The organism is Parabacteroides sp. PFB2-10 (assembly GCF_029893085.1).
In the GTDB taxonomy this organism is placed as follows: Bacteria; Bacteroidota; Bacteroidia; order Bacteroidales; family Tannerellaceae; genus QVMG01.
In genome coordinates, this window is record NZ_JARXWI010000004.1 from 86,635 (window position 1) to 112,334 (window position 25,700).

Here is a 25,700-nt window from a genome sequence, read left to right on the forward strand (position 1 = left end):
CTCTTACTCTTTGATTTTTTGTAAACGATCTTCTATCATGCCGGCAATATCGTCATTGCCTTTGTAATTATTATTTAAGCTGTTCAGGTAGACCCGTGCCTGCACGTTGTCGCCCTGGCGGATATAGATGTCAGCCCAAAGGATAAATCCACGCGCCAACCAGTATTGGTGCGGAGTGCCGTTTGTGGCAAAATCATCCAATAGTTCGATGGCTTTCGCGTCTTCGTTAGTGTCGTAATAGAGCTGTGCCAACAGGTATTTGGCTTCTGCTCCGTAGGCGGTACGGGTATCGCGGCTTACCTCGCGGAGGTCGTCCATGGCGGCTGTCGCTTTGCCTGCTTTCAGATTGGATTTGGCACGAATGTAGCGCGCTTCGGCAATTAGTTCGGGCGAGAGCTTACCGTCTTTCAACAGTTCGTTGGCGGCAAACAGGGCATCCTGCGATTGGTTGGTGTAATAAGCCGAACGCATCACACCCACCTTGGCAGCCTCTTTATTGACCGGATTCTCGGCAAAGAGTTGCAGTTGCTTGAATGTTTCCAGGGCATCGCCATACCGTTCGCCGATATACTCGATCTCTGCCTTGCGGGCAAGCGATTCTTCGCGGAAATTGGTATCGCCGCTATCCAACACACGGGTGAAAAAGCTGTGAGCCTCGTTGTATTCTTTGTTTCTGAAAGCAATATTCCCCAGGTAATAGTTGGCATTCGAGCTGAAGGCTCCACCCGGGAATGTTTGCAGGTAGTTGGTCAGGCTGCGGCGTGCTCCGTCGTAATCGTTACGCATAAAGAGGCGTTCGGCAGCCAGGTAGGTGAGTGAATCCTGCTCGCTTACTTCGATGCGGACGCTTCCGCCCAGCGAATTCACATATTGTGTATAGGCATTGATATCGTTCAATTCGATATAAACCGAACGCAGGTCGTTCAATGCCACACGAGCCTCTTCGCTTCCCGGGTAGCGGCTGATTACCTTTTTGTAGGCATCGGCAGCCTTTTGCGGTTGGTCTGTATTGAAATGGATCAGGCCCAGTTGCACGCCTGCCTTGCGCGACAAGCTACTGTTGGGGAATTGATTCATCAAAGATTCAAAGGCAGCGACCGCCTGGCTGTGCTCATTCAATAAGACATAGGTGCGTCCCTTTTCGTATAAGGCATCGTCGACATACTGAGATTCCGGGAATTCACGGATGATACGATCCATTTCTCCAATCTTTCCGCGGTAGTCTTTCTGCAATCCCAACACATATCCCTTCTGATAAACCGAATAATCACCGGCTGAAGGCAATGCCTGAGCCGCGCGGTTGTAGTTGGCTTCCGCTTCGGCAAACTGGCGGTTCTGGAACAGACAGTCGCCGATCCGGTTGAAGGCATCGGCGTATGTGGCGGCCTGTTGGTTGCGTTCCAGTTGTGTGTACTGGCGGAATGTTGCCAATGCTTCGTGATAATTCTTTTGTTTGAAGTAGCCGTAGGCCATATTGTAATGAGCCAGGGCAAACATTTCCGTATTGCGTTGACGGCTGTTATTGATAAAGGTGCGGTAGTCCGTGATGGATTGTTGGTAGCGTTCCAAACGATAATAGGACTCTCCGCGCCAGAAATAGGCCTCGTTACGCGCTTCGGGATTCTGGTTCCCCATATCGATTGCCCGCGTGAAGTAACGGATCGCCTCGTCTGTTTTTACGTTTGTGAAGGCCTGTGTACCGAGTTGCAAGAGGATATCCTGTTTAGCTTCCAATATCTTACTGCTCGGTTGTTTGATCTTTTCGATCGAGGTCAAGGCCGCTTCGTAGTTCTTTGTTGTCAGATAAACCTCCACTAAGTAGTCGTTTACCTTATCGGCATAACGGGAATTGGGGAAATCATTCAGGAAATCTTCGAAGATAGAAACCGATTCGCCAAACCCAGTGAAGTTGGTTTCGTGAATAAGCAGGGCGTAATTGTAGAGGGCAACTTCGCGGATCTGCTCGTTGAACGGGGCGGTAGCCGCCGCTTCGAACGCCATTCGGGCATTGTTCTTATCCTTTTGTTTCAGATAGGCCTGCCCGAGATAGAGGTAGGCATTCTGGGTCAGTTCGTCGTTTTCGCTCACCACGCGTCCTAAAGAACGAACAGCCTGGTTCTGGTCTCCTTTGTTAAAGTAGCAGACCCCCAGGATATACAGATCGCCCCGTTTGGGAGAGGTCGCCGCCGCTACATATTTACTCAAGCGATCGATGGCTTTCTCTTCATTGCCTGTGTTGTAATAGGAGTTACCCAGCATGCGATACACCTCAGCATTGTTTTCATTGCCGGGATATAAAGAGAGCATCTCTTCGCCTTCCTGTATGACACGTTCGTATTTATTCTGGATAAAATTGATTTGGGTGATATAGTAAAGCGACTGTTCTTCGTAGGCTTTGAAATTGCGTAAGCGGGCAAATTCCTGCAAGGCACTGTCATAATTGGCTTCGGCATAGTCGATATAGGCCACGTAATAGGCTGCTGCTTCCCGATAGGTAGAACCTATCTGCCGGATGCGGTTGAAGTAACCCTTCGCGGTGCCTCTGTCGCCTGTCTGCAATAAGGAGTAGGCTAAGCGGAATGAATAGGCCTCTTGCTGTTCCGCGCTGAGCATATCGATGTTCGATTCGCGCAGCCAGAAAAGCGCTTTCTGATACTCTTCTTTCCCAAAGTGAACCGAACCGATCATATAATTGATCTCATCCGCATGGCGCGTGTCGGGATAGGTGTCCAGAAAATCCTTTAATACCAGTTCGGCCTCGCCGCGTCCTTGCTGAAAAAAGGCAGAGGCGATCATGTAATCGGCCTCCTGGCGACTGTCGGTGTCGATAGGTTGCTGCTTGAAAGCCTGAAGCTTATCGATCGCTCCCGCATAGTTTTTCAACTCAAACAACTCTTTCCCTTCAATAAACAAACGATTGGGTGATTCGAACTGATAGGTTCGCTGCCCGATGGCCCCATGAGAGGCCAGGATCAGGCATAATGGAATAAGTAATTTTCTCATCACTGCTTAAGCTTTTTTGTACTAATACCTAACAAAGTAACCATTGCCGTGAGCGGCGACCTTCGGTTCAGTTAAAGTCCGCAAGGACTTCTATGTGGATAACCCCGTGCAAGCCATAGGCGCAGCTCGGGGTGGCTGTCTATCCCACGCAAAACAACCCCGTAGCGGGTTGAACCCACTTCGGGGTTCAGCGAGAGGAGCGATCCACGACCCCGGGTTGACACCCGGGGTTATCCAAATGAAAGTCCTTCCGGACTTTGACTGAACCGAAGGTCGTCGCTCACGGCAATAGTTACTTAACAATACTTCGTGTTGCGGACAAAGATAGTGGATTGTTTTCTACAATCCACTAAAATCCACATCCTTAAATAAGATAGACGGAATTTTCCAGCTTGTATTGTGTCGCGGGTCATTTCCTATCTCCAGGATATTGTTACACAAGGTCAGGATATTTCCGGTAATATTCATTTCGGAAACCGGTTGCGAAATCTTTCCGTTTTCGATCAGAAAACCTTCGATACCATACGAGAAATCGCCGGTCGAACTATTGCTGTTTCCGCCATTGAAGCCGGTCACTAAGATCCCTTTGTCCATCGTTCGGATGATGCCCTCTTTGTCTTTCGTACCTAAAGGCATCGTGATAATCGAGGGACCCGATATGGTTGGCTCGACTCCCATCTTATTGGCATTGTAGGTATCGATGAAATAGGTTTTCAACACCCCGTTTTCAATGATCGGCATGCGTTGGGTTGCAATACCTTCCCCGTCGAAATAGCGGGCGCCGAAGGAGCGCATCTGGTGTGGTTCGTCCATAAAGGTGAGGTTTTCCCCTACCACTTTTTGCTGAAGCTTGTCCAACAGGAACGAGTTCTTCTGTTGAATAGCGGATCCATACATGGCGCTGAGAAGCGGAGAGATCAACCGGCTGATATTGAGGTTATCGACAAGCATCGTGTATTTGCCTGACGCCACCTTGCGTTGCCCCAGCTTTTGCAATACGCGCTCTAAGGCGGTTGTCCCTATCCCTTGCTTTTGCAGGGTATCGAAATAGAGCGAAGAGTCCGACCAATAGGATTCGGGACGGGCTTCTCCCTCTCCGTGAATGCTGACACCGGCCGACAGGTGGAAGTAAGAAGAGCTGTTCTCCCCTTCAAAACCATTGCTGGTTACCCGGTAAGAGGCCTCTTTCCCATCTCCATATGAGGTATTGACGGAGATAATACGTGAATCTTTTCCCATGATCTCATCACAGGCTTTCATTGCCAACTCCACTTTACTGTCAGGGTCTATCGAGTCGAACCGGGCATCAAACAATTGAAGATCCGGCTCTCCCCCTTTGTAATAACGCGAAGGATTGGGTAGGGTGCGCGCTTTGTCTTCCGCCAGGAAGCGGGTTGCCTCGATGCCCCCTTTGATAAATACTTCCAATTCCTTCTTGTCTAAGCGATTGGTAGAGTAGCTTCCATAACGTCCGTCGACAAACAACTGGATACTCATACTGTTTTCCGATGCCTGTTGCAGGCGGTCGATCTTGCGGTCGCGCACCTCGAACGAGGAGTTCGATCCATAGTAAATACTGATGCGCGAGGCCTGACATCCGTTCTTCAGGGCATATTCCATCGCCCATTGTGCCAATTTCTTATTTTCTTCCGTTATCATATTAGCTTTCTCCTCCTACCGTTAGTTTACTTACAAGGGCCGATGGCATACCGCAGGTCACCGGACAGCTCTGTCCGTCCTTGCCGCAGCTCCAGGTGCCGTTGTCCATCTTATAGTTATTGCCTACCATCGTCATGTCGGCCAGCGCTTTCGGGCCGTTACCGATGATATTGATATCTTTGATCGGCTGTGTCAATTTGCCGTCTTCGATCAGGTAACCGTCTTTCACAAAGAAGGTGAAGTCGCCGGCACCGATCTGTACCTGTCCGTTGGTGAAATTGGCGGCATAAATACCTTTCTTCACCGTCGAGATGATCTCCTCTTCCGATACATTACCCGCCTCCATATAGGTGGCGCGCATACGCGGTATCGGCATGTGGCGGAACGACTCCCGGCGGCCGTTGCCCGTCGAGGCGATGCCATAATGTTTCGCACTGATGCGGTCGTGCAGGTAGCTGGTCAATACCCCTTCGCGCACGATATAGGTCTTTTGTCCCTCTACCCCATCGTCATCGATATTCACCGATCCGCGGTTGAACGGAATCGTGCCGTCGTCGACCACATTGATGTTCGCGTTACATATTTTCTTATTCAACTGGCTGGAGAATATAGAGGTGTTCTTGCGGTTGAAGTCGGCTTCAAAGGCATGCCCGATTGCTTCATGCAACAGGATGCCCGAACCTCCGGCACCCATCACCACCGGCATCTCGCCTCCCTTCGGCTTGATGGCCTGGAACAGGATAGATGTCTTAGTCACTGCCTCTTTTGCCATCGTGTCGATGATCTCGTCGGTCAGGAATTCCGATCCCATGCGGAACGAGCGCGAAGCATACGAGTTCTCCACCTTATCGCCATCCTGCATGATGCATACCGCTACCATCGTTGCCATCGGGCGGTAGTCGTAATACATCTGTCCTTCGGAGTTGGCAAAAAGAATATGCGAAGTGCTGTCGCCTAAGCTTGCACTCACCTTGATGACCCTGTTGTCTAAAGCGAAGACTCTCTCATTCAACTTCTGTAGATAAGGCATTTTCTCCTTGATGGCGATCTCATCCCAGGCTGTTTTTACCTGATAATAATTATGGCCGATCGTCTTCTCCGTCAGGCCGACCGGCGCTTTGGCACTGACCGTGCCCGTCGCAATACGGGCGGCTGTGCGGGCGGCTGTGAGCATTTCGCTCAGTGTCACGTTTTCCACGTAGGCATAACCGGTCTGATCGCCGGCCAATACACGCACACCCATCCCAAAATCGATATTTGAATGGGCAGAGTTGACCGCACCATCCTGCAAACTGATGTTATTACTGAACGAATGCTCGAAGAAAAGATCCGCATAATCGCCTCCCTTTTCCAGTGCAGCCGTTAACACTTTTCGCAAATCACTCTCCGTCACTCCAAAATGCTCCAGGGCATAAGGAATACTTACCGCCTGATTGATGGCACCCGACGAAAGGGTCTCACCCAATAGCGAGGGTGCAGCTAATGATCCAAGCATCACCATTCCTCCTGTTTTAATAAATTCACGTCTTCTCATTCTATTTATTCATTATCCATTATACGAGTTTTTTTTAGAAGCTCCAATAAAATTCAAATCAGCTTCTTATAATAGGCCAAAGATAATGTTTTTTTAGAAAATCTTTTCAAATACACATTTACCGAATAAGCCTTATTGCTTTGGGAGGAAGGTGTCGATAATATTGGTTTTCAGCGTATAGATGAGGATAACCGGATTGCTGTCTTCGGTAAGGTCGGCGATCAATTTCTTTAAATTATTGTCCGTATTTTTCTCGATATCTTCTTTTTTATCAAGAAAATAGGGAGGTGTGGAATAACCAATGACATAATGATTGTCTGTTGCGTGAAAGGACGAAGCCATCAGGAGCTCATGATAGTTCAAATTATTGACTGTCCCATCGAAGCGAATGCCCTTTTTAAGCTCTTTGTCCCATATACAGGTGTATTGATGTTCCGTTAATAACAATAGGTACTGGTCGGTTTCAATGATTTTGTTAATGCCGGTGAATAGGTTTTGGTTAGCCATTTCTTTAGATAAATCAAAGTAATCCTTCTCCTCGTTTGATTTAAAAAAGAGATCTCCTCCAACCTCTTTAGAAGTTGCGACCTGATATTCGGGCACTATTTTCTGTCCCTTTACAGCATAGATCATAGTGGAAAAATGGGGCGCGAAAAGCATTCGCTCCTTGGAGTAGGAAATGGTCTTATTGGAACCACTCATTAGACCCGTTGGATTTTTAATCCTGTAATTGACGATGTCCTCTACTATCTCATATTGCTCATCGTTCTCTTTAAGAAGTTGATACTCATAAGGTGAATCCATATATCCCGAAGGAATGGGGTAGTGGCATAATAGGATGTTATCGGATGTCATTTCAGTAGTAAATGGGAAAAGCATGGCTTCCGCATAACTGATCTCTCCCAAATAATTTCCTTCATAATCGTATTTCAGGGTTTTGCGTTTGTAATTATCCATAACGCCTACCTGTTTGTTGTTTCTGTCTATGTAAAAAGAGTAAATATGTATATATTCTCCGGGACCGTTTCCTTTGCGACCAATCGTATTTTTAAAAACTCCCAGGCTGTCGAATACAAACAGCCCGGGTTGAGAGTCCAAGATAAAAAACAAACCGGAGTCTATTCGGATATCTTGAATATCCATCAACATAGCGTTGTCGGTTGTCTCTAATGGGATATAACGTATTTCAGAGATAATGTCTGCAGACGGCATCTTTTTATCCTTTGTGATCTCCCCAAAAGATAACGCCTCCACATCTTCCGATATAACAGTCGGGTGATTGGCGCACGATTGTGCGAATAACAAAATGGCAATGAAGAATAAACTGTGTCTCATGTGGTTCCTTTCCCTGTTCAACTATTCTTGGGGTAAATATATGTAAATTAAGATGAAATACCCCCCCAAACGTGTCGTTTCTTATAAAACACAAATAAGGAATCATCACCGATAGCATTTTTTTTCTCGCAGGGAATAGTGAACAACTGCCATTCTGGCATTATTGTTTGCGGTCTGAAAACCGGGGAAAAGGCAAAGTGACCTGTAAGCAAATGGGTGGCTTTTGGTAACTAAATGAGGGTGTTTTACTTACAATCCGAAGTGTTAAAAAGTGTTTCTCCCGGGACTTTTTGAAAATACTCCTTGCATTTCGGCGAGATTCTCCCGCCGAAATATCAAAATGATAATTCGGGATTTTTCGCGCGAAGGAGTTTTTTTTCTTCCGGGAAAGCTGTTGCTGTGACAAAATGGCATCTAAAACAATTCCGCCATCTGTATTGTTGAATTTTATAGGGAGACAATAAGTTTCCTGATACATAACAACATATAAAATTAAGCATATGAAAACGCTTACAAATGAAAAATTTACAATCGTTGGAGCAGCCGGTATGATCGGTTCCAATATGGCTCAATCGGCTATCCTTATGGGGCTGTCGTCGGAAATCTGTCTGTATGACCCGTATGCGAAAGGGCTGGAAGGTGTTGCGGAAGAATTGTTGCAGTGCGGATTCAAGGGGGTTCATATCACCTATACCGATAAGATAGAAGAGGCTTTGAGAGGTAGCCGCTATGTTATTACCTCGGGAGGCGCTGCCCGCAAAGAGGGCATGACGCGCGAAGACCTGTTGAAAGGCAACGCGGAGATCGCCATTCAATTCGGAAAAGATATCAGGCAATACGCTCCGGATGTGAAACATGTCGTGGTGATTTTTAATCCGGCGGATATAACCGGTTTATTGGTATTGCTCTATTCGGGATTGAAACCATCGCAGGTCTCTACGCTGGCCGCCTTAGACAGCACCCGGTTGCGCAATGAACTGGCTAAACACTTCGGCCTTCATCCTGACAAAATCACCAACAGCCGCACCTATGGCGGGCATGGAGAGCAGATGGCTGTCTTCTCCTCAACGGCACGTGTGGATGGCAAGCCTTTGAACGAATTGATCGGAACACCGGCGCTTACGGCCGATGCCTGGGCAGGTATCAAAGAACGAGTGGTGCAGGGTGGCAAACGGATTATTGAATTGCGTGGGCGTTCCTCCTTCCAGAGTCCGTCCTATCTGTCATTGGAAATGATTGAGGCGGCCATGGGTGGTAAAACCTTCGACTGGCCGGTAGGTGCTTATGTCTCCAACGAGCAGTTTTCACACATCATGATGGCCATGGAGACGACATTGGATGCCAACGGCGTGCATCTCCAATCATTGAAAGGAACAGCGGAGGAGCAGCAAGCACTGGAACAGAGTTATAGTCATCTCTGCGCCCTCAGAGACGAACTCATCCATTCCAACGTCATCCCTTCCATAGAAGCTTGGAAGCAGATCAATCCGAATTTGTGACAAGAAGTAGCCTAAACGATTGCTGATTGAGTTTTAAATCACAATGTAGTACACTTTTCTTGCGAAATAGTAATAAATTTATTACTTTTGTATGGTAGAACGAGAACCAAAATCGATTCGAAAAGTTATCTTTTCTGATGAGTTCGAGGAGTATTTCAAGAACTTAGACGTTAAGGTTCGGGAAAAGTATTCTTATGTGATACATATCATACAAACTCAATATGTGGTGAGCGAGAAATTTGTAAAAAAGCTACCGCCAACTGAATTGTATGAAGCCCGGATTACTCTCGGAAATAATGAATATAGAACGATCTTAATAGCTGTTGAAACGAGTAGTTTTATGGAGGCAAGGCGGGTCGTTTTACTCAATTTATTTGTAAAGAAAGATACCAAACAGTACAAAAAAGAGATTGAAAAGGCATATTCAATTATAAAGAAAATGGAGGGGTAGGAGATGAATTTAGATGAAACGAAATTAGCAAAATTGGCTGTGGCGGATGATATGCTTGAAGAGGCTTATGGCAAGCCGGGAAGCTCTACGCGGAAAGAGTTCGAAGGCAAAGCAGAGGCCTGGTACTACGCTGAATTGTTGAAAGAGGCGCGTAAAAAGAACAAAATCACGCAAAAGCAATTAGCAGAGATGATTGGTAAGAAAAGAGAATATATCGTTTTATTGGAACGTGGTGAAACAGATATGCAACTGTCAACCTTCTTGAACATTACGCATGCGTTGGGCTTGCGGTTTGGACTGATCCCCTGATTTTCTTGCATTCACTTCTTATAATCCGCTATAAATCCTTCGCACAGCCATTTGGCTAATGCGTCGCGGTTATTAACCGATAGGAAGCGTTCCTGGTCGGCGCTGTTTTGGATATTTCCCAGTTCCACATACAAGGCTACGGGGGTAGCCTCTTTGAGGACATACAGGTTGCGTTGTTCGACTGTCCCCGAAAAGCCTCTTTGCGGCTGGTGCTGGCGGTATTTGTCGGAAAAAGTTTGCCGCATGGTCTGTGCCAACCGGCGACTGGCTTCGGTATGTGAATGGTAGAAGAAGACATCCAGCTGCTTATGGATAGAGCGGCTGTCGATATGAATGAAGATAGCCCGGGCATACGCGGGCTTTTCTTTTTTATAGAGTTCGTTGATTTTCTCGCAACGTTGCTTCAGGCGTTCGACCTGTCGAAGCGGAATCGGATCGCCCATGCAGGTCTCTGTTTTACTGTTCTTCAGGATGGTTTCATTGCGTATGCCGTCTTTGGCGTCCTGAATAATTATATGTGCCTTGGCACCCCGCATCATCAGGTTGCGGGCAAGACGCAAGGCAATGTCGTATGCATACTCATCCTCATGCAACTCCTGTTTCCCCTTCTTCCCGATCGCACCCGGATCAGGCCCGCCATGACCGGAAACGACATAGAAGGTCGCCCCTTTTAGTTCATCGGATATAACTTCATATTCTTCCAATGCCTTTCCAAACAAAGGCTCACGCAGTTTGATGATTGGCGCAGACGTTGCAGTCGATGGTGCTGCCTCGCCTTCTTTGAGGGGAGGGAGCGTGTATTCTACGCCTTTTAATAGGGATTGGTTCTTGCCGAACTTCCCTTTGTTGAGCTCCAGGAACTCTTTTTGATAAGTTGCCCCTGAGCGGTTATTTCGCCGAAGAAAAGCATATATGCCTTCGCCTTCGCGTGGACGATCTTTCTCTTGGGCAAAGAGTACGACGCTTCCCAGGAAGAGGAACAGGAATAAAGCGCATATTTTTTGTGTAAACCGATATGTTTCCGATCTGTTTACCATTTCCCCAGTTTATGGTAGACCATCTTCGTTAGCTCGATGTCGTATGCCGCATCGTGCAAACGATCCACATCGGGTTCGATGCCCAGCTTACGGGCGACGGTTTCCAACTTGAAATCAGGCATCAGGCATCGCTCTTCCATCAGGTGGTGAGTGGCCAACACCATGATATCGATAGAGTTTACCCAAAACCAGGAATAGAAAAACTGATCGTCATTCTGTACAAAGAAGGCCTTCAGGAAGTAGTTGTCGAAGGAAGCATTGTTGTAGCCTACCAGGAAGAACTTGTCTTTTCGGTCGTACTTGTCGACATATTTCCCCAGCATATTGATCAGTTGCGCATAAACTTCGCGCATGGGAGGATAAGCCATGATCTGTTCGCGCGTTACATTGCATACCTTAAGGGCATCCTCCTCTATGTCACATTTCGGATGTGGCTGTACTTTAAAGTTGAAAGATTCTTTCGTTTCGCCGTCAATAACCACTTCGCCGCTTATCTGGTGTATCCCGTTACGCCAGTATTTTATCCCGGTCGTCTCCAAATCAAAGAAGAGTAATTTCATCTGTTGTTCTTGTTTTTTGTTTCGACAAAAACAGCCATACGCTGTTCTTTCACCACAAATATAATACGATCCGGGTGATTGGACGTTTTCTTCAGGTGCTTTTTAGAAATCCTACGAATGATACTCCAATCCGAAAGCTTTGGCTACTGCTTCGCAAACAATTTTTCCGTCGACCATATTCAGACCTGATTCGAGCGACGGATCCTCCTTGCATACATCTGTCCAGCCCTTTTCCTCGACCGGATGGAATCCCACCGTGCGGAGGTTTATGCCTTGCGCAGCCGTTTGCGTTTGTATGAACCCTGAAAGGCGTCGCGCGGCATTTTTTAATTTTCTTTACGATTTCAGAAGCTTTCTGCACTTGACTTTCAATTGGCAGATATGAAAAAAAAGGTATCTTTGAGCCAGGTATTCCAGGTTTTATTTTCTTTTATTGGAAACTTACTGTCTAATAGTTAAATTGAAAAACATATTATGAAGAGAAGAAAGCTAAGAATGGGCATGATAGGCGGTGGAAAGACCGGTTTTATCGGAGCTATTCACGTCAGAGCGGCCCTCATGGAGAATCATGTAGAGTTAGTATGTGGATGTTTTAGTACCAATCCGGAGGTGAACAAAAGTTCCGGTCTCTCTTACTTCCTACCGGAAGATCGTATTTACAATACGTATCAGGAAATGTTCGATAAGGAGATGGCTTTGCCTGCCGACGAACGAATGGATTTTGTCGTGATTGTCACGCCGAATCACCTTCATTTTGAACCCGCCATGATGGCCTTGGAAAGGGGGATGCATGTGGTGCTCGATAAGCCGATGACCTTTTCGTTGGAAGAGGCGAAATTGTTGCGTGACAAGGTGGAAGAGACCGGCCTGGTGTTTGCCCTGACTCATGTGTATACCGGCTATCCGGCCGTGAAAGAGATGAAAGCACGTATTGCCAAAGGTGAACTGGGCAAGCTGCGCCGCGTCTATGTGGAGTATCCACAGGGCTGGTTGTCGGAGCGGATCGAATTGCAGAGTGGTAATAATGCCGGTTGGCGTACAGACCCGAAACTATCGGGGAAAGCCGGTTGTATCGGCGATATCGGTACCCATGCCTGGCATCTGACGGAATATGTCACCGGACAGCAGGTGACGGAGCTCTGTGCCGAACTGAATACCTTTGTGCCCGGACGTCCGATCGACGACGACGGAGCTGCCTTCCTGCGTTTAGACGGCGGGGCGAAAGCGACCCTGACCGCTTCTCAGATCGCGATTGGTGAAGCTAACAATATCCGTCTCCGTGTCTATGGCGAAAAAGGTGGATTGGATTGGCATCAGATGGATCCGAATCGCTTGATCGTGAAATGGGGCAACAAGCCGGAAGAGGTGATCCATGTGGGCAATAATACCTATTTAGGCCCCGAAGCCTTATGGGATACCCGTACTCCCGCCGGACATCCGGAAGGCTTTATTGAAGCCTTTGCCAATATATACCGCAACTTTACACTTACCGTAATGGCCAAGCAGATGGGCGAAGAGCCTACCAAAGACATGCTTGACTTCCCGAATGTTTACGATGGCCTGCGGGGAATGCAGTTCATCGAAACGATGGTGACAGCCGGCTGGAACGATGAGGTGAAGTGGCAGAAATGGATGGAATAAACCTGAGTTTAGATAATTCTTTGTAATGATCCCAAGGCGTTGTCCTTGGGATCATTATTAACTCTATAATCATTATACACATATGAATTTTAAATGTTTATTGCTTTGTGGTTGCTCCCTGTTGGCGGTAACCACTTTTGCACAAAAGAATGAATGGCTCGACCCGACTGTCAATCAGGTCAACCGTGCACCGATGCACACGAATTATTTTGCCTATGAGTCGGCAGAAGCCGCTCAAAAAGGCTGTAAGGAGTCGTCAGAAAACTTTATGACACTCAATGGTATCTGGAAGTTCAACTGGGTGAAAGACTCGAATATGCGTCCGACTGACTTTTTTAAAGTCGGATTCAATGACAAAGGCTGGGGCACTATGCCGGTTCCGGGCAACTGGGAACTCAACGGCTATGGCGATCCTTTGTATGTAAATGTGGGCTATCCCTGGAGAGATCAGTTTAGAAATAATCCTCCTCACTTCCCGGAGGAAAACAATCATGTAGGTTCTTATCGTAAAGAAATCGTTATTCCGGCAGGCTGGAGTGGGAAAGAGATCTTTGCTCATTTCGGTTCGGTTACCTCTAATATCTATTTGTGGGTAAATGGTCAATTCGTTGGATATAGCGAAGACAGCAAATTGGAAGCCGAGTTCAATCTGACAAAATACCTGAAACCGGGTAAGAACCTGATTGCTTTCCAGGTATTCCGCTGGTGTGACGGTACCTATCTGGAAGACCAGGACTTCTTCCGTCTGAGTGGTGTGGGACGCGATAGCTACCTCTATGCCCGCACTCCGAAATACATTCAGGATATTCGCTTGACACCCGATCTGGATGCGGCCTATCAAGATGCGACATTGAATTATGAGCTCAACCTGAAAGGCAGTGCGACTGTGGAACTGAAACTGACGGATTGCCAGGGAACCGAAGTGGCTTCGGCTACGGTGAAAGGTGCCGGCAAACAGACCGGAAGCATGGCGGTGGCCAATCCAAAAAAATGGTCGGCAGAAACGCCAAACCTCTACACATTGACTGCTACATTGAAAGATGGCAATAAAGTATTGGAAGTGATTCCGCAACGGGTCGGATTCCGTAAGATCGAACAGAAAGGTGGACAGATCTTAGTGAATGGGCAGCCTGTTCTCTTCAAGGGAGCCAACCGTCATGAGATGGATCCCGATGCCGGATATGTGATCTCCCGCGAGCGGATGCTGGAAGATATTAAGCGAATGAAAGAGTTTAATATTAATGCGGTGCGTACTTGCCACTATCCGGATAACAACCTCTGGTATGATCTCTGTGATGAGTATGGCTTGTATGTAGTGGCTGAGGCCAATATTGAGTCACACGGTATGGGTTACGGCGAACACACATTGGCGAAGAACCCATCCTATGCCAAGGCACATATGGAGCGCAACCAGCGTAATGTGCAGCGTAGCTTCAACCATCCTTCCGTGATATTCTGGTCGCTCGGTAACGAAGCCGGTTTCGGATCCAACTTCGAAGCCTGCTACACCTGGATTAAAGCAGAAGATCCTTCCCGTCCCTGCCAGTATGAACAGGCACACGGCAATGAGTTTACGGATGTCTATTGCCCGATGTATATGGGTTATGAAGGAAGTGAAAGATATGTAAGCAGAAATCCTTCCAAGCCGCTTATCCAATGTGAATATGCCCATGCAATGGGTAACTCACAGGGAGGTTTCAAAGAATACTGGGATCTGATCCGTAAGTATCCGCACTTCCAGGGTGGTTTCATCTGGGACTTTGTCGATCAGTCTTTACGTATCACGCGTCCTGATGGCATTTCCTATTATGGCTATGGTGGCGACTGGAATCCGTATGATGCTTCCGATAAGAACTTCTGTGACAACGGGCTGATCAGCCCCGACCGGGTTCCCAATCCGCATATGTATGAAGTAGGACATATTTATCAGTCGATCTGGGCAACTCCGGTGGATATGACCAACGGAACGGTAAGCGTTTACAATGAAAACTTCTTCCGTGACCTCGGTGGGTATTATGCTGAGTGGCAGTTATTGGCCAATGGCGAAGTGGTACAATCGGGCATTATCAATGATCTGAAAGTAGCTCCACAGCAAAAGGGCAACCTGAAGTTTGATTATACCACAGAGGGTATCTGCGGCTGCAAAGAATTGTTGTTAAACATTGCGTTCAAACTGAAAAAGGCGGAAACCATGCTACCGGCAGGTTATGTGGTGGCTAAGAATCAGCTATTAGTTCGTGAAGGCAAAGAAGCGGATATGGAACTGAAGAATAAGGAACAGATGCATATCGCAACGGTTCCGGCTACTCTCGTGGAAAGAGACCATCACTTCCTGATCGTGGAAGGCGAAACATTCCGTATGGACTTCGGACGTCGTGACGGTTTCTTGTCGCGCTATGAGGTGAACGGACAATCGATGCTGAATGAGGGCGGTAAACTGACACCGAACTTCTGGCGTGCTCCGACGGACAACGATATGGGTGCTAACCTGCAACGCAGATACCGTGCCTGGTTGAATCCGGGGTTGAGGTTGAAATCGTTGAAGGGTGAGACGGTCGATGGCCTGGTGGTTATCAAAGCGGAATACGATATGGAAGCGGTCAAAGCAAAGCTCTATCTGACCTATGCGATCAATAACGAAGGAGCGATCAAGGTGACCCAGCAGATGGTGGCCGACAAATCGGAAAAAGTTTCCAATCTGTTCCGTTTCGGTATGCAAATGCAGATGCCAAAGACGATGGATCATATCCAATTCTATGGACGCGGACCGATTGAAAACTATTCAGACCGTAACAATGTAACAGATATAGGCATTTACCGCCAATCGGTAGATGAGCAGTTCTATTCGTATATCCGCCCGCAGGAAACGGGTGCGAAAACCGATGTACGCTGGTGGAACCAGACAAACCGCGGAGGAAACGGCCTGCAGTTTGTTAGTGAAGCGCCCTTTACGGCTTCCGCTTTGCATTATTCTATCGAGTCGCTCGACGACGGAATGGAAAAAGAGCAAAACCATTCGGAGTTAGTTCCTCAGATTGATTATACGAATTTCTGTATCGACAAAGTGCAAATGGGTCTGGCTTGTGTGAACAGCTGGGGTGCATTGCCATTGAGCCAATACACTATTCCTTACCAGGATATGGAATTCACCTTCATTATACAGCCCGTGAAATCGGCTCTGTAAAAAGCTATTATATGACTAAGAAAGGAGGTTTTCTCAGAGCGAGAAAGCCTCTTTTTTTGTCAGCCCCTTGCCATTTCTTTACTGTCCATGCGCTTCGACAGTACTGTCGAAGCGCATGGACAGTACTGTCGAAGGGCATGGACAGTACTGTCGAAGCGCATCGACGATAGAATTCTCCCAGTTAAAAATGTGCAAAGTGAAGCGTGAAGATGGAAGAAATCAGGGGTAATTGTAAAACCCGCTATAAGGAAGATCGGGCAGTAGGCGGCGGGTGTCTAAGTAGAACTCTTCCATGCGATAACGCCTTTCCGCATCCAGGTCGTATTTTCCGGGATCATGGTAAAACCGGTTGACGGGTATCAGACGGTACGCCGCTTTGTCTTCCGTCTGAAACCGATTCACCCAAACTGGTTCGTAGGCAAAAGAAGCCGCCAGCGATGCATCCTCTTTTTTGATCAACGTCACATCGAACACAATGCCACCATCGGCATAGCGCCACTGCTGATTGGAGATAAAATTGCCCAGGGAATAGATCACCGGCACGACCTCTCCCGTTTTTCGGGTGATCTCCTTATAGGGTTGCACCACATGCGGGTGGCCGCCTACGATCAGATCGACCCCCTCTTCGGCCAAGAAATGGGCAACCTCCCGCTGTTCGGCATGTTCCTTTCGTTGGTATTCATACCCCCAATGCAGGCAAGCAATGATATAATCCGCTTTTTGTTCTCGCGCCTTGCGAATATCCTCGCGCATCTGAAGGGTGTCAATCAGGTTGATAACGGCAGGCTTCGATACGGGTATCCCGTTGGTTCCATAGGTGTAATTGAGTAGGGCAACGCGGATATTATTCCGATCGATCACCAAAGGGTATTGCTTGCTTCTCTCTACCGAGTCGCGAAAGGCGCCGGTGTGTTCCAACCCCAGGCGATCCAGGTAGTCCAGCGTACGCCCTAAGCCTCTACGTCCCCGGTCGACGGCATGGTTATTAGCCAACAACAGGATATCGAATCCGGTCTCTTTCACCGCATCCGCTATCTCCGAAGGGGAGGAAAACATCGGATAGCCACTATAAGGCTTCCCGCCCAAAGGTACCTCCAGGTTGGCGATGCTGACATCGGCTGAAGAGATATATGTTTTGACATCACGAAAAGGAAGCGAAAACCGATAGCTGCTGTCGCCCCCTTCCGACCAGGCGGAGGGATAGAGCGCCGTATGAATAAGCAGATCGCCGGCAAACAATAAACAAAGTGTATCGGATGGGATGATTTCCGCCGTAGTCTCCTCTTGCAAAACAGTGGACTTTTCCTTTTTTGAGGACAGGGAACAGCCGGTTACAAGGCATAATATCATGCCAAAGATAACCGGAACGATCTGTTTTCGCCACCTCATAGAGCGGAATCTTTCTTTTACTTTTTAGGTATTTCTACCCGGCAGTTCAACGGATGGCGCAGGTTGGCAGACGAGCTGTAATAGGCTTCCATGGCGCCCAGCTTCAGTTTGGCTCTCACTTTTACAGGGAGGTGGTTTGCGTCGTCGCCAATCCATATCTCCATCGCCTCCTTGCTTTGGGTGAAGGCATCGTCAAAGATGTCGATGATAAAATAGCGGGCGCGGTATTTCACATGGTTCTTCTCCACGATCTGTTGCCCTTCATACCGGTAGCTAATAGGGATAACCGTTTTGCCCATCGCTACCTGTAATTGGTAGTGCTGGCTTTGTGTCATCTTGTTCCAGTCGAAAGAACGGGCATACATAAGGGCACCCAGAATATCCAACACACAGTTGCCCCCGACTAATACCGTGTCGGCCTTCACCCGTTCTATGTTACGGCGGAAAGCATGTACATGGGTCTCTTCGCCCTGGTAGGAATAGGTCAGGTTGTCTATCTGGTAGTAGCCTCCTTCGTCGGAGCGTTTGGTGGCAAACAACAGGCGTTGATCCACTTTGCCTATGTGATTTTCAATCGTATCACGAATACGGAAGACCTTATCGACCACGCCGGTCGACCACAATAACAATTCGCTGTTCCAGGAAGGCACTCCTTCATACACACCCTCTTTGATCGTGATAGAGGCACTTCCGCCTTTGGTCATCAGGATTCCCCATTTGAAATAGAGGTCGAATTCCACCGTTTCACGCGGGGTAAAGACATCTGTGTTTTTCAGACATTGCGCATGAGCAGTGTATAGTATGCCTGAGAAGAGAATAAGGAACAGGCAGAAAACCGTCTTAGAACGGCAGTCCTCCGCTACGCGACGACGAGCTATTTTTTCCTTCATTTCTATGATCTCTTTGTCTTTCTTGTTTTTCTTTCGGCTTATTCTTGGTGATATCCAATGGCTTCTGCTGATCGATCGGTGTATCGAGTACATACCAGTCTTCCTCTGTCTCCCAGTTGACAATGATCTCCATCGCTTTCGGACAGTAATAGACCTTCTCCGGCTGGCGCTTTTCCGCATAATGCCCGGTGTCCCATAATCCGTTGTCGTTCTCATCCACAATCAAGCGGGCATAATAGGTGCTCGGAGCCAGATCCATAAAGAGTACACCTCCACGGGTCACTTTTGCCTTTCGTACCGGTTGATCGCTTTTATCCAATAATTCTACGAAAGCATTCGAATCGATCCCATGTATGTTGATATAGAGATGCCCGTATTCTTCCCTGGTTTTAAACTTGAAGGTGCCGCTATAGGTGTCGTTCCAACGGTCGTAGACACTGAGCAACAATGCTGAGTCGACCGTCAGGCGGTATTCCTCCCCGTAACTCCATTTGCGTTCGATCAGATAACGGAGCGAATTGGTGCTATCCGGCTTCATCTCGAATTCGACCGGCATCCACAAGGTATCGACTTTTTGATCCAGACAGAATATCTCGGGCGGCACCTCTCTAACCGGCTCGTTGAAGGTGACAAAGAGGGTATCGTGCAGGTTCATCGACGATGCATTGGATGCACTCATCCCCAGGAAGGTAATAGGCTCGGGTTCCTCTTCATTCCGGCGCGAGCGGCGATTGTCGTTCGGACGGCGACGCATGGTGGCCATGATCGTGTCGGTCTTGGGTACCAATTGGTTCAACGAATCACTCATCGCGTAGGTCAGTTCCATCTGCAAGGTGTCCAATGGCCATACAGTCGAATCGGTGATCCAGAAATTGGCTGTCCGGTTTTCGTCTGCGGTCTGAATCACATACCAGCTACTGTCGGCCGGTTCAAAATTGAGAGGGACAGGCAGAGGCACCGTATCGAGCGGCGCATTAAACTTCAACGCGAACAAATGATTTTCCGGTCTTTCGGGACGCAGCATATACTGCCGTTCAAATTTCTCTTTGAAAAGGAAAAGCGTCACATCGTCGGGCAGAAAGTGGGTATAAGGAACGAGGTTGATTGAATCGACCGTTACGCTGTCTACCCAGACAGTATCCATCCGTTCGGCAAACTCAAAGGTCGGGGTAATGGGGATCTCCTCAAAGGCAATATCTTCAGTCGGGTTATCAAACTTATAATCCCGGCTCATGTCATTCAGAGCATACAGGCGGTAGGTGCCCGTCGCAATATTGCGGATCGTAAACCGTCCCCGTTCATTGGTGCGCGACGTACGGGTAAAGACTTCTTTTACAAATGCCGAATCCTCCAGGTTGCTGTGCAAACCGACTGTGATGCCCGGCATAGGTTCGAGGTTCTCCGCGTTGAGCAATATCCCGGCGATCTCCAACGTATCAATCACATCGCCGGTAGAGAAGGCAAACGAGTAGTTTTCCAATACATTCTTTTCGTTGTTGTCGACAATCGAATTGGTAAAATCAAATGTATAGGTCGTACTTTCCAACATCGTATCTTTCAGTTCCACCGACACCTTCTTCCCGGTTGCCCGTATCACAGGCATCTGCCGTTGGGGAGGCGTGATGATTACATTTTCAGCCGGTTTCTCCAGTTGTATCAATTCATCGAACAGGATTTCTATCTTTTTCCCTTTGAAATTGGTCTGATTAGGAGCAGGAGTACTCGATACATATTTAGGCGGTTCTTTGTCGTAAGGTCCCCCATTAGGGCTTCCGATACTGGCACACGAATAGATCAGGATCAACAACAGTACGCTATTGATCAGAATCAAACTACCTCGGGTATATTGATTGTTCATGTTGTTTATTTCTTGTCGCAGGGACAAAAATAGAGAAAATTCCTGTCAATAACTCGCTATGGGTTCGTAATAATTACGTAGCGAGCGATAACTCCCGGATTGGGATAGCGCTGATAGAGGGAATTATATAGTTAATATGGACTTAGCGTGCCGTGATCAATACGGTGGCATAGGCAGCCATGCCCTCTTCCCGGCCGACGAACCCGAGGCGTTCGCTGGTGGTGGCTTTGATGGAAATATCGTTCTCGTCGACCTCCATAACAGCCGCCAGTGTTTGTTTTATAGAGGGGATGTGTGGGTTGATCTTGGGGCGTTCGGCGGCGATGGTCGCGTCGATATTGCCCAGTTCGTAACCGGCTTCGCGGATAAGACGCATGGTGTCGCGCAGGAGTATTTTGCTGTCGATGTCTTTGTATTCGCCGGCTGTATCGGGAAAGTGATAACCGATGTCGCGCAGGTTGGCAGCGCCCAACAGAGCGTCGCAGATGGCATGGATCAATACGTCGGCATCGCTATGTCCTTTGAGTCCCAACGTATGGTCTATCTGTATGCCTCCCAGCCACAGAGCACGGTCAGGCACCAGTGCATGCACATCATATCCAAACCCTACACGAATCTTCATTCAATTAACAATTAATCATTAATAATTAACCATTAACGAAACAGATTCCGTAATCCGTCCATATCGAAGGAGAGGGAGAAACGCAATGTTTGGTCGAGCGGGTTGCTGGGAACGGTACTGATCAGGTAGGCAGCATCCAATTGGAAAACGCTCATCTTGAATCCGGCTCCCAGGGAGAAGTATTGACGGTTACCCATGTTTTCGTTTTCATAGTAATAACCTCCCCGTAGGAAGAACTGGTCGTTGTATCCATATTCCACCCCGAACGAAGCCATGACCTCTTTCATCTCGCCACTGAATCCCTGGGGGGAGTCATGGAACGATTTGAATACCCCTTTGATCGATCCCATATTTTCATATTCGACCTTGTCTTTGTCGTACTGTTCGATCTCTTCCTGGCTGGGGTTACCGGACAGGATAGGCATCGAGGGTACGAGGTATTTGCTCAGGTCTACATAGAATCCGATCGTATTGAAGTCGTCCAAAGGATAGAGCAGCCCGGTACCGATCTGCAATTTGGCAGGAAGGAATTTATTGGTATGCCCTCCGTCGTAGGTGATTTTCGTACCGATGTTCGAGATGTTAAACCCGAAACTCCAAAGGCTTTCGCTGTATCCCAGCATCACATATTTCTCCAGGTAACCGGAAACGTCGGCAGCGAAACCATTGGCGGGCGACATGTCGTCGGTTGATTGCGCGTTCATGTCGGAACGGATATAGCGCAAAGCAACGGCCATGGAGTAGGACTCAGACAGCATACGGCTGTAGCTCACGTCGACAGCCATTTCATACGGATTGATAATCGCCGGTATACCACCGATCTCTCCCTGTGTATCGTTTACCTCACCCAATGAGAAATAGCGGATAGAACCACCGATTGCCTGCAGGTCGCTGTCGCCGATCTTATAGAAGCCGGAAAGATAAGCCAGACCAACGTCGTTTACCAGCTTGCGCAACCAGGGGGTATACGAAAGGGATACCCCGGCTTTGCTGTAATTGAAAGCATATTTAGCCGGATTCCAGTATTGCGAGTTGATATCCGGAGTGGTCGCCACCCCGTTATCACCCAAAGCGCCACCACGGGCATCGGGAGCAATGGAAAGGGAGGGTATAGCTGTATAGACAGGAGCAAACTTTGTTTTAATATCATCTCCTTCGGCTTGAAGATAGACGAACGGAATAGTCAGAAGAATGATCATCAAACCAATACCTATGCGAGAAATTTTCATCATATATAACTTATTTGTTGATATGTTAGCCGACAGTTAGATCTAACACCGGGTGCTAAACGTACTATAATAACTGTTTTATGGCAGCTTTATTGTCCGAGTACAATTAATTTATTGCCTTTTGTCGCCTCTTTGGAGTAATTGGTTTGGATGGCTGCTTTGTAGATGTAGACACCGGGACGAAGCCGTGCGCCGTCGTTGCCCACCATATCCCAACTCACGACATAGGACTTGAACAGTTCCGAAGAACCTTGTTCCTGATGTTGCCAGCGCAGGCGACCAGCGGTGTCGTATACATAGAGCGATACGGTCATCAGCGTCTCCGGGCGGTTGTGGTCAAGGCGGAACTCGACGCGTTCGCGTGCCGGGTTGGGAGTCGCGTTTATTTCGATCAGATCGGGTTTCAATCCTTTTTCTACGATGAATGTGATCGTATCGCGTGTGGAGTTGCTATGGATATCCCATATCATAAACTCGGCGGTGTGTTCTCCTTCCGATAATTCGGGGATAGGGAATACGATCCGCACCTCTCCTTCATGGCCGGAAATGTTTTCGAAGTAGTTATTCAATGAATAACTCAGGGAAGAATTACCATCGATAATCAGCATGATATCCTGCCCAACGGTATTGTTGCTTACATTGATACCGCTTTGATCCCACACATTGGCCACGAACAGGGGAGCGGGATTTACCTTGTCTCCGCTTACGAAAGTGGAGTCGTTCAGATAAAGCGAACGGATCTCCGGACCCTCGTTGTCTTCCGGTTTATTGGGATTGGTGCCGCCCAGCTTGAAGTAGGAGAAGTTGCCGTTGGCCTCGGTGCCGGTTGTTTCGTCCAAAGCGTATAAGTTCATTTTCCCAAAATCATTGGAGTAGGAGATCTTATCGGTCAATTGGAAAGAGAAACGGAAACGTCCGTTCTCTACCTGAGCATTTCCTGTGTGGAGTATATTAGCGTATTCCGTAAATTCCCTTGTGTCGAAATTTGAATTGTTATTGTTCAGCGTTACCCTATTCGCTTTACTGTCGAAGAAGGTGAAATAGGCAGATCCTTGGAAGTCGGTAACGGGTTGGTTGTCGTAGTCAACGATCTCCCCTTCGATCACGACCTGGTCATAGGCACGTAGTGTCTCCGGTTCGTTGCCGACAGGGTTGCCGTTTATCGTTGTTATTTTCATGGACAGATCCGGATAGGACAATTTCATGGCCGGGTCGCCGATCAGGATGAAGTTGAGGCGGTTTCTGTCGTTGAGGCTGTTTTTTGTCAATCGCATAACTTCGCCTAAAGCGAGCTTTTGCTTGTCTCCTTTTGGGAAAAGATTTTCGAATAATGCTTTGTTGAGAGGGCCATTTTCCCGGGACAAGACAACGCGCGTGGTGGTGAATAGCCCGATACCACCGCTGGTACGGTTCAGGAATACCTGTTCGCCGGCCGAGGTGGCGACCGCATCGAATCGGGTGAAGTCGCAGGTAGCTGTGACCCATAAGGGCAAATGTTTGTAGCTGGCGGTATTGATATCCGATTCGATCAGTATTTTTTCATCGCTCCATGCCTGGGTGTCTCCGTGGCCAACGTAGTTGACCGCCAGTAACCCCGTCTTAAACAGATCCAATAGACGCTTACGCACCTCCGGATAGGTCGCCGGGGAGGAGGCTTTGTCTTTCTTATAGGCATCAAAATAGAGCTTGTTTAAGTGGAATTCCGGCCGGTAGCTTTCCATGTGTGTGGCAATACTTTCTGTTTGCACCAGGTGGCGCGTAGTGAATCCGTCGGACACATTCCCATCATCTGCTACTAAAGCGATACTGTTTTTCCAGATACCGGTCTCTTTATTATTCATGTAGTTGATGATCTTTTCCACGGCATAATAGGCTTCCGATTGCGTGCGAACCGGCAAACGTCCGATGCCGATATCCATTTTCCAGTAGGTAAGCGAGTCGTCTATGGAAGAGATTATGGCCTCCTGATCCTGGAGGATGCCGAAATAATCATCCGTTACATACGAGTTGATATCGAGGGAGTTTATGGATTGATAGGTGAGCAATAGGCGATTGTGTATCTCTTCCGCAGGGAAAGCGCTCTTTACCTCTGCCACAATGCCCCGGTTGTCGTATATCCCATCTCCGAAGAGCAATAGGTATTTAGGCTTTTTATCTTCAGTTGCCTGGTCATAAAGCATTTTCATCAATCGGCGATAGGCGCTGGCATCGGGTGTTCCACTTGAAAATTCGTTGTAGATATCCTGGGCAATCACCACTTCAACCGAGAGACCATTTGCTCTATGCGCGTCGGCCAGACGCTCTGCCTGTTCGCGGAGGAAGGGGAGGGTGATAATAATCATTTCGGTATCTGCCAGGCTATGCAGGTTTTGATTGGCCACATCTCCTGTTTTTTGCGGGACGATAAATCCGTTGTTGTTCGTTTGCACCAGTGCGAATTCGCGCAAAGAGCCGCTTTCGATGGCAAACGAGAGCTCGGAACCGTTGAGGGATGTCTGCATCAATTTTACATCGGCCGGGTCTGTTACGTCGAATACCAGCGAGTTGGCATCAGCTCCCTGGATCATAAAACGGGAATCCATTCCGACTGACTCCAGACTGCGAAACAAAGTGTATGCGCCGTAAGGCTGTAATAGTCGCTTCACCTGCAGACGGATATAATCCAGGTGGCAGTTCTCGTGGCTCGAGTGATCGTAGGAGACTTCTACTTTGATCTTTTCCGTTTTGTCTCCTTCCCAGGTGTCGTTGATTATTCCTTCTACTGCTCTTGTGTAGGTGCTGCTATCGGAACCTATTTCGGCAGAAAACGTTGTATTTCCGTTGACTACCATCGTGTAAACACCCGTTTCTTTGTTTGTGCGGGCAATAGCGCGCATCGTCACTTTCGCCTCGTCGTGGGTGATACCCGGGATGGAGAAGTCGATGGTGCGGCTTGTTCCGCGCAGAGATTCGCCGAACAGCTCACGACCCGACTGGTTCACAGACACCAGATCGCGCTCATGCACAGAATAATCATCGAATGTTTCTATAACTCTCCCTGTATTGTTCGCTTTCCCAGGATCGGTTTCCATCTCCTTCGGTTCGGAAACGTCGCTCAGGAAGTAATATCCTTTGGTAGAGTAGGGGTTGTTGGTATGCTCAAATTGTCTATTTTTTGTGCTGTATTCCCATCGTGTCACGCCCCGTCCGTAGAAAAGAATGAAGCTGTTTCCCCGCCAAACCGGTACGGCCGGCAGGTCGTCGTGCCAGGGTTTGGTGAAATCTTCCTGCAAAGGCCAGCCGCCATAGCCATACACACCCACCTTTTCGGGGGCACTGAATCCCATTTTCTTCAGATCGTCGTAGGTGAGTTTGCATATACCCGTCTCTTCGATCTCGATCTTTACCCATTTCCCTTCATTCAATTTGGAAACAGGAGCATAATCTGTCGCTGCTGCCCGGGCAAATAGTCCGGCAACACACAAAAGGATAGCTATGTATAACGTACGCTTCATCAATAA

The 25,700-nt window shown here is 48.0% G+C and carries 18 protein-coding genes; 5 read left to right on the forward strand and 13 right to left on the reverse strand.

From position 1 onward, the window contains the following. Positions 1-3: 3 nt before the first annotated feature. The 4 genes from M2137_RS04815 to M2137_RS04830 form a co-directional block, all read right to left on the reverse strand. Entirely contained in the window at positions 4-3,003 is a 3,000-nt protein-coding gene (locus tag M2137_RS04815; RefSeq protein ID WP_280765333.1) for a tetratricopeptide repeat protein, read from the reverse strand. Positions 3,004-3,342: 339 nt separating this feature from the next. Then, positions 3,343-4,662, reverse strand: coding sequence for a TldD/PmbA family protein (locus M2137_RS04820; protein WP_280765334.1), 1,320 nt, complete (start codon positions 4,660-4,662; stop codon positions 3,343-3,345). Position 4,663: 1 nt separating this feature from the next. Further along, entirely contained in the window at positions 4,664-6,196 is a 1,533-nt protein-coding gene (locus M2137_RS04825) for a TldD/PmbA family protein (RefSeq protein WP_280765335.1), read from the reverse strand. Positions 6,197-6,328: 132 nt separating this feature from the next. Further along, positions 6,329-7,531 carry a 6-bladed beta-propeller gene (locus M2137_RS04830; protein WP_280765336.1) on the reverse strand — a complete coding sequence of 401 codons (1,203 nt, stop codon included), beginning with the start codon at positions 7,529-7,531 and terminating at the stop codon, positions 6,329-6,331. A gap of 500 nt (positions 7,532-8,031) precedes the next feature. On the opposite strand from M2137_RS04830, the gene M2137_RS04835 reads away from it, so the two are divergent. The 3 genes from M2137_RS04835 (at position 8,032) to M2137_RS04845 (ending at position 9,790) form a co-directional block, all read left to right on the forward strand. Continuing rightward, the gene (locus tag M2137_RS04835; protein WP_280765337.1) at positions 8,032-9,030 is read left to right on the forward strand and encodes a malate dehydrogenase; all 999 of its coding nucleotides are present in this window, start codon (positions 8,032-8,034) and stop codon (positions 9,028-9,030) included. A 91-nt stretch (positions 9,031-9,121) separates the two neighbouring features. Further along, positions 9,122-9,481 carry a type II toxin-antitoxin system RelE/ParE family toxin gene (locus tag M2137_RS04840; protein ID WP_280765338.1) on the forward strand — a complete coding sequence of 120 codons (360 nt, stop codon included), beginning with the start codon at positions 9,122-9,124 and terminating at the stop codon, positions 9,479-9,481. 3 nt (positions 9,482-9,484) lie between these two features. Then, positions 9,485-9,790 (forward strand): helix-turn-helix transcriptional regulator, encoded by a 306-nt coding sequence (locus M2137_RS04845; RefSeq protein WP_280765339.1) that lies wholly within the window; start codon positions 9,485-9,487, stop codon positions 9,788-9,790. An 11-nt stretch (positions 9,791-9,801) separates the two neighbouring features. Here M2137_RS04845 and M2137_RS04850 read toward each other — a convergent pair whose 3' ends face one another. From M2137_RS04850 to M2137_RS04860, 3 genes are all read right to left on the reverse strand, one after another. Continuing rightward, positions 9,802-10,827, reverse strand: coding sequence for an N-acetylmuramoyl-L-alanine amidase (locus M2137_RS04850; RefSeq protein WP_280765340.1), 1,026 nt, complete (start codon positions 10,825-10,827; stop codon positions 9,802-9,804). Then, positions 10,821-11,387, reverse strand: a complete 567-nt coding sequence (locus M2137_RS04855) for a 3'-5' exonuclease (protein ID WP_280765341.1) — start codon at positions 11,385-11,387, stop codon at positions 10,821-10,823. Before M2137_RS04855 ends, M2137_RS04850 begins: the two co-directional genes overlap by 7 nt. A gap of 111 nt (positions 11,388-11,498) precedes the next feature. Further along, positions 11,499-11,642 (reverse strand): hypothetical protein, encoded by a 144-nt coding sequence (locus tag M2137_RS04860; protein ID WP_280765342.1) that lies wholly within the window; start codon positions 11,640-11,642, stop codon positions 11,499-11,501. A 219-nt stretch (positions 11,643-11,861) separates the two neighbouring features. On the opposite strand from M2137_RS04860, the gene M2137_RS04865 reads away from it, so the two are divergent. Together M2137_RS04865 and M2137_RS04870 are read left to right on the forward strand one after the other, a co-directional pair. Beyond that, complete coding sequence (locus tag M2137_RS04865; RefSeq protein WP_280765343.1) at positions 11,862-13,028, forward strand: Gfo/Idh/MocA family oxidoreductase; 1,167 nt, start codon at positions 11,862-11,864, stop codon at positions 13,026-13,028. Positions 13,029-13,110: 82 nt separating this feature from the next. Beyond that, positions 13,111-16,212 (forward strand): glycoside hydrolase family 2 TIM barrel-domain containing protein, encoded by a 3,102-nt coding sequence (locus M2137_RS04870; protein ID WP_280765344.1) that lies wholly within the window; start codon positions 13,111-13,113, stop codon positions 16,210-16,212. A 219-nt stretch (positions 16,213-16,431) separates the two neighbouring features. On the opposite strand, the gene M2137_RS04875 is transcribed toward M2137_RS04870, so the two are convergent. The 6 genes from M2137_RS04875 to porU form a co-directional block, all read right to left on the reverse strand. Continuing rightward, positions 16,432-17,601, reverse strand: a complete 1,170-nt coding sequence (locus M2137_RS04875) for a CapA family protein (protein ID WP_280765345.1) — start codon at positions 17,599-17,601, stop codon at positions 16,432-16,434. 17 nt (positions 17,602-17,618) lie between these two features. Continuing rightward, on the reverse strand, positions 17,619-18,491 hold the full coding sequence (locus M2137_RS04880) for a DUF3108 domain-containing protein (protein WP_280765346.1): 873 nt from the start codon (positions 18,489-18,491) through the stop codon (positions 17,619-17,621). Beyond that, entirely contained in the window at positions 18,442-20,349 is a 1,908-nt protein-coding gene (locus M2137_RS04885) for an Ig-like domain-containing domain (protein WP_280765347.1), read from the reverse strand. Before M2137_RS04885 ends, M2137_RS04880 begins: the two co-directional genes overlap by 50 nt. Before the next feature lie 142 nt (positions 20,350-20,491). After that, a complete protein-coding gene (ispF, locus tag M2137_RS04890; protein ID WP_280765348.1) occupies positions 20,492-20,971 on the reverse strand; it encodes a 2-C-methyl-D-erythritol 2,4-cyclodiphosphate synthase in 480 nt (159 codons plus the stop codon). 32 nt (positions 20,972-21,003) lie between these two features. Then, positions 21,004-22,203, reverse strand: coding sequence for a type IX secretion system outer membrane channel protein PorV (gene porV / locus M2137_RS04895; protein ID WP_280765349.1), 1,200 nt, complete (start codon positions 22,201-22,203; stop codon positions 21,004-21,006). Positions 22,204-22,289: 86 nt separating this feature from the next. After that, positions 22,290-25,694 (reverse strand): type IX secretion system sortase PorU, encoded by a 3,405-nt coding sequence (porU, locus tag M2137_RS04900; RefSeq protein WP_280765350.1) that lies wholly within the window; start codon positions 25,692-25,694, stop codon positions 22,290-22,292. Positions 25,695-25,700: the final 6 nt, after the last annotated feature.